The organism is Pseudoalteromonas sp. SG44-1 (genome assembly GCF_014164315.1).
Lineage (GTDB): Bacteria > Pseudomonadota > Gammaproteobacteria > Enterobacterales > Alteromonadaceae > Pseudoalteromonas > Pseudoalteromonas rhizosphaerae.
Window position 1 is genome coordinate 17,368 of record NZ_JACJEW010000060.1, and the last position, 5,184, is coordinate 22,551.

Genomic DNA, 5,184 nt, shown 5'->3' on the forward strand with positions numbered 1-5,184 from the left:
TTAATTTTTTACCACCGAGAGCACCGAGGCGCTTCGCTACACAAAGAAAATCATTCGTGGCTAAAGCCGACTCCTACGCATTCTCTGTGGTGAATCTTTTACTTCAGTTACAACTGCGCGGCATAAATCCCGACCTACAAAACATTTTTACCACCGAGGCGTTCGCTACATCGAGAAAAGCTAGATAAAAGTTAATTTATTAGCTCTCTAATCTCTACCTCCGTGTCCTCTGTGGTGAATTTACTTAATTTTTTACCACCGAGAGCACCGAGGCGCTTTGCTACACAAAGAAAACCATTCGTGGCTAAAGCCGACTCCTCCGCATTCTCTGTGGTGAACCTTTTACTTTAGTTACAACTGCGCGGCATATAGCCCCGTATACATTTGAAGCCAAAGGTTTTAGGTGCTAGTTACTTCTCTTGCACCTATTTAACCTTTTTGTCGCGATATAAAATCGCTGCTTCGTTTTACTTATCCGATTTATATTCGTAATTGTAGTAACCGTAATAGCCGTATGCATTACTGGCTTTTTTTAGTACGCCGTTGAACACTACACCTTTAACATCAGTGCCATTTTGCTCAAAGCGATTACGGGTAAGTTCGATCTCTTTAATATGGTTTTGTCCAAAACGTGTTACTAATAAAGTAGTACCGGTATGGGCGCTAACTATTGCCGGGTCGGTCACCGCTAAAATAGGTGGTGTATCAACAATTACTATATCGTATGCCGCACTTACCTCGGCAACTAACTTACTAAAGTTACTGTGCATCAGTAACTCTGATGGGTTTGGTGGTATTTGCCCACGAGTAATAACACTCAACCCTTCTACAGTGGTTGGCTTGGTTACTTGCTCAAGGTTTAAACGCCCAGATAGGTAATCACTCAAGCCATCATCCCACTTTAAGCCAAACTGGGTTTGTAAGTAGCCTTTACGCATATCGGCATCGATTATCAGTACTTTTTTACCGCTTTGAGCCAATACAGCAGCTAAGTTAACTGATACAAATGATTTACCCACACCGGGGCTTGGGCCGGAAATAGCAATTAGGTTATTTTTAGCCTCCATCATCGCAAAATGTAAACTAGTACGCAGGCTTCGCAGTGCCTCAATTGATAAATCCGCAGGGTTATCAAGCGCCAATATAGATTTAGGTTTATTTGCTTTGTTTTTAAGTGATTTACTAAACCCAGTGAGTTTATCTTGATAATCTGAGTACGGTACGCTGGCATATACTGGCAGGCCAATTGCCTCAATCTCATTTGGATCTTCAACGCCTTTGTGCATTGCTTTTTGCACTAGCACAATTGCAACAGCTAACATACCACCGAGCATAGTAGCCATTACTACTATCAAGGCTTTTTTAGGCTTAACAGGTTTTGAGGTATTCACCTCTGCAAAATCAATAATACGTACGTTACCGACTGTACCTGCACGCACTATATCAAGCTCTTGGGTTTTACTAAGTAAAAGTGTGTATATTTGGTTACTTACTTCTACGTCGCGTTTTAAGCGCAATAACTCTTGTTGAGTCTCTGGTAAATTACCTACTTCGCCAACTAATTCTTTTTTCTGCTCATTAACAGCGTTAATTTGCTCAATTAAGCCTTGGTACGTTGGGTGGTCTTTTTTAAACTTACGGCTCATTTCAAGGCGCTTTAACTCAAGTTCTTGCAGTTTAGTTTCAAGCTTTACTACTTGCTCTAATACGCCTTGCGTTTCAAGGGTAATATTGATTGATTGACGTTTAATTTGGTAATCGTTAAAACGTTGCTCAGCAAACTCTAACTGTTTTTTAATTTCTGGTAATTGTACTTCTAAAAACTCAAGGGATTTTTGCGCTTCGGCTGAATTGCGCTCCACGTTACGGCGTACATATATGCCCGCTACTTTATCAAGTACTTTTTCAGCATAATGTGGTTGTTCGCTCTGTAGGCTCAAGTTAATAATACCGGAGTCTTTGCCCTTTTCGCTGGCACCAATCGCAGCCTGTAAATCTAATATCGTATTTAAACGGTCTTTGCGCTGTATTGTAAACTCAGTACCGACACGGGCGTTTAAACTACGTATCGTTAAGTTAAATTTACCATTAGTGAGCTCTTGCCCTACTTTACCCGCTAATATTTGTTCACCATCTTCATTTAGTAATACGACTGCATGATTTTCTTGTGCTACTAAGGTAAAACTAGAGCCAACAGCTAAAGGTGGTACATCGAATCTAAATACATCAATGCTCTCACCACCCCACGCATATGAGCTAGCGCCAAAACTCGGCTCTGCTAACTCACCTTCGCTCATAGGGCTAAATTTACGAAACGCACGGCTACCTATAAACGGGAATAATTTGGGCTCTGCAATTACGTCAAGGTGCAAGGTATCTACCGCTTCGCCAATGACTGAGCGTGATTTTAGCAGTTCAATTTCTGTTACCGCAGCTGAGGTACTTTCAAACATACCCGACATATCGTCAAAACCAGGCACTGAGCCACCGCTTTCTTCAACTTGAATCATCGCCGTTGCTTGATATACCGGGGTCGAAAACACCGCATAAACCACACCCACAACCATAAACAGAGCTGTTAAGGCGATTATAAAATATTTACGATCGATCAAAGCTCCAAAAAGTGCCATTAGGTCAATTTCTTGGCTTGCTTGTGCCTGTTGTTCAGACAACCGATTTTGTTTGTTTGCTGCTAATGCAGTGGGCTGAGCATTCATGTACTAGCCTATCCTTATAAATACTTTTGCCAAGCGCTACAGGCGCTGTCGATTAATGCATAAACGTGTTCAAACGCTTCAAGACTCTGCCTATATGGATCTGGCACTTCTTTATCATCCAACCATTTACCGAGTAAAAAGGTTTTGCCGCGCGCTTCGGGGTAGCGACTACACAGGTCAGTTAAGTGGCGTTGTTCCATCACTAAAATAACACTGTTTTGCGCAACTAGGCTTGATGTTAACTGCCGACCTTGGTGCTCGTCCATGTTTATACCATTCGTTGCAGCAATCTGCTTTGCTGTCGCGTCGGCGGCTTTACCTTCAAGTGCGGTTAAACCAGCAGACGATACTTTGATATTTTTACCTGCTAATTTACTTTTTAATACGTATTCAGCCGTTGGGCTGCGGCATATATTGCCTGCGCACACCACTAAGATAGAATCAAACATTATATCTCCTAATTAGTGCCCAAATCATCAAAACGCTCAACCGTCGCAATTGATGGTAATAATAAACTTATTACGCGATTCCAACGAGCAAGTGGTGCAGAAGTTACATACACAATATCGTGTGGCTGTAATTCAAATTGCTCAGCTAGCACTAACGCTGCTACATTTTTTGCATGCAGCTGATATACATCAGCAATAACACCATCGGTTTCAAGGTTACGTTTACGTAGCACAAACACACCATTTGCATCGGCGGTGCTTTCGTTTAAACCACCGGAGTTGGTTAGTGCTTCAGCAAGGTTTAAACCATAACGGTTTACATCAACTGAACCCGCTTTTTTAACATCTCCTAAAACAAAAACACGCTGTAAGTCATTACGGTTTACATGCACTATATCGCCATGCTGTAATAAGCGGTTTTGTGAAATATCGCCATGCGCATAAAAATCATCAAGCTTTATTACTTCTGTTTTGTCGCCACGAGTAAACGTTACTGTGCGCCAATCAGCATTCTCAGTCAGTCCGCCTGCTTGATTTAAGGCATCAATCAATGTGAGTGGAGTTTCGGTTACTGGAAATATACCAGGCTTATTCACTTCACCTGTTACGTATGTTTTTTGGCTGCGAAAACCAACCACTTTAATATCAATTTGAGGGTCTTCAATCACTCGACTTAAGCGTTTAACTAACTCGCTGTGTACTTGTTGTACTGTTTTACCTGCCGCCTGAATATTCGGCGCATAAGCGTAAGTTATGGTACCGTCTGCTTGCACGCGAAAACCATCAAACTCTGCGGTACGTTGTACTGCAGCTGGTATGGTTAATTCTGGGTGATCCCACACACCAATAGTAAGTACATCACCTACACCAAGTATGTATTCGTAATTACTAACGTTTAAACCATCAAGGCTCGAAGGTGGCTTAGTTTTTTTGCGCGATTGTTTTTGCTGATAAATTAAAGATGAGTCAATAATTTGAATATTTACTTTTTCAAGGTCTTGTTCAAGGTTTTTTGTTTGTTCACCCGATTCGATTCCTTCGAAATGGCTACCGGGGATGATTGTACAACCTGTCATTGTTAGCAACGTGAGTGATGCTACAAGTGTTTTACAGCTTAGCGCCATTGTTTATTCCCAAATAATATTAAATTCTAAAACTTTCAGCTTATTTTAAATATATTGCTGTTATTTTTTGCTGGCTAATTAAAGCATGGCTATCCTTGCTTCGCAAGGTTGCTTGCACGTTTACTGTGCAAGCAGTTAACTTTTTTGTTAATTTAGTTAAAAGCTTCGGGCTTCGGGCTTCGGGCTTATCAAGTATTTTTGATGGTTTTTATTAACTTGCCAAGCATTTTCCCAATTATTTCACATTCTTCGAGAATAAGTTCAGACTGCGTGTGACTAATATAACCCAATTCAAATGCAATCATAACCTGAGTTTTTAACTCACCTATAGAGCCTTTAGCGATACCTAAAAACCGCGCTTTTTCTTTTTCAAAATCTCTTTCAAAACCCTCTGCTATATTACTTGGCACTGAGACAGAGCATCTGCACATCTGATCTTTCAAACCGTAATCACGTAAAGTTTCAAATGTACTATAAATTAATAAACTAAGCCTGAAAGCCCTTTGCCAAACTTCTAAATTTTCATATCTCATGACCAATCCATGTTGATTTGCGGCGTGCTGAAAATAATTTGACAATAAAAAATGTTTTGAAGTTTCAAAACCCATCTGTTCAATCCTAGGGCACAAACTATAAAACAACACCATACTGCTCGTATCACGATGCTCATAACCCGTAGCTTAATCAGGCACGCTTCCGCCCCTAGGTTACAGTTCCTACGTTCTGGTCAGTTTAATTCAAATTGTAAAATACAAGACCTTTCGCGGTGGCAAGCTACTCGCCTACAAAACTGTTTTTACCACCGAGAGCGCAGAGATGCTTCGCAACACCGAGAAAACATTTATGAAGCCCTTAGGTTAACTTCTTATTCCTTCCTCTGTGATTTCGGTGTTC

At 40.9% G+C, this 5,184-nt stretch carries 5 protein-coding genes; 1 reads left to right on the plus strand and 4 read right to left on the minus strand.

What is annotated here, in order from left to right; all coding sequences use genetic code 11:
• Positions 1 to 188 (plus strand): hypothetical protein (locus H5187_RS24400; protein WP_220493310.1); only part of this gene is annotated, 188 nt, incomplete at its 5' end.
• A gap of 279 nt (positions 189 to 467) precedes the next feature.
• Here the strand turns inward: H5187_RS24400 and H5187_RS19580 are convergent.
• From H5187_RS19580 to H5187_RS19595, 4 genes are all read right to left on the minus strand, one after another.
• On the minus strand, positions 468 to 2,717 hold the full coding sequence (locus H5187_RS19580; RefSeq protein WP_182798192.1) for a polysaccharide biosynthesis tyrosine autokinase: 2,250 nt from the start codon (positions 2,715 to 2,717) through the stop codon (positions 468 to 470).
• Between the two features lie 14 nt (positions 2,718 to 2,731).
• Positions 2,732 to 3,166 carry a low molecular weight protein-tyrosine-phosphatase gene (locus H5187_RS19585; protein WP_149980561.1) on the minus strand — a complete coding sequence of 145 codons (435 nt, stop codon included), beginning with the start codon at positions 3,164 to 3,166 and terminating at the stop codon, positions 2,732 to 2,734.
• Positions 3,167 to 3,174: 8 nt separating this feature from the next.
• Entirely contained in the window at positions 3,175 to 4,290 is a 1,116-nt protein-coding gene (locus H5187_RS19590) for a polysaccharide export protein (protein ID WP_182798193.1), read from the minus strand.
• A 188-nt stretch (positions 4,291 to 4,478) separates the two neighbouring features.
• Positions 4,479 to 4,823 carry a four helix bundle protein gene (locus H5187_RS19595; protein ID WP_182719297.1) on the minus strand — a complete coding sequence of 115 codons (345 nt, stop codon included), beginning with the start codon at positions 4,821 to 4,823 and terminating at the stop codon, positions 4,479 to 4,481.
• Positions 4,824 to 5,184: the final 361 nt, after the last annotated feature.

Excerpts from the sequence above, each read along its gene's own strand:
- H5187_RS19580 (WP_182798192.1), bottom strand. The coding sequence starts at position 2,717 with ATGAATGCTCAGCCCACTGCATTAGCAGCAAACAAACAAAATCGGTTG.
- H5187_RS19585 (WP_149980561.1), bottom strand. The coding sequence starts at position 3,166 with ATGTTTGATTCTATCTTAGTGGTGTGCGCAGGCAATATATGCCGCAGC.
- H5187_RS19590 (WP_182798193.1), bottom strand. The coding sequence starts at position 4,290 with ATGGCGCTAAGCTGTAAAACACTTGTAGCATCACTCACGTTGCTAACA.
- H5187_RS19595 (WP_182719297.1), bottom strand. The coding sequence starts at position 4,823 with ATGAGATATGAAAATTTAGAAGTTTGGCAAAGGGCTTTCAGGCTTAGT.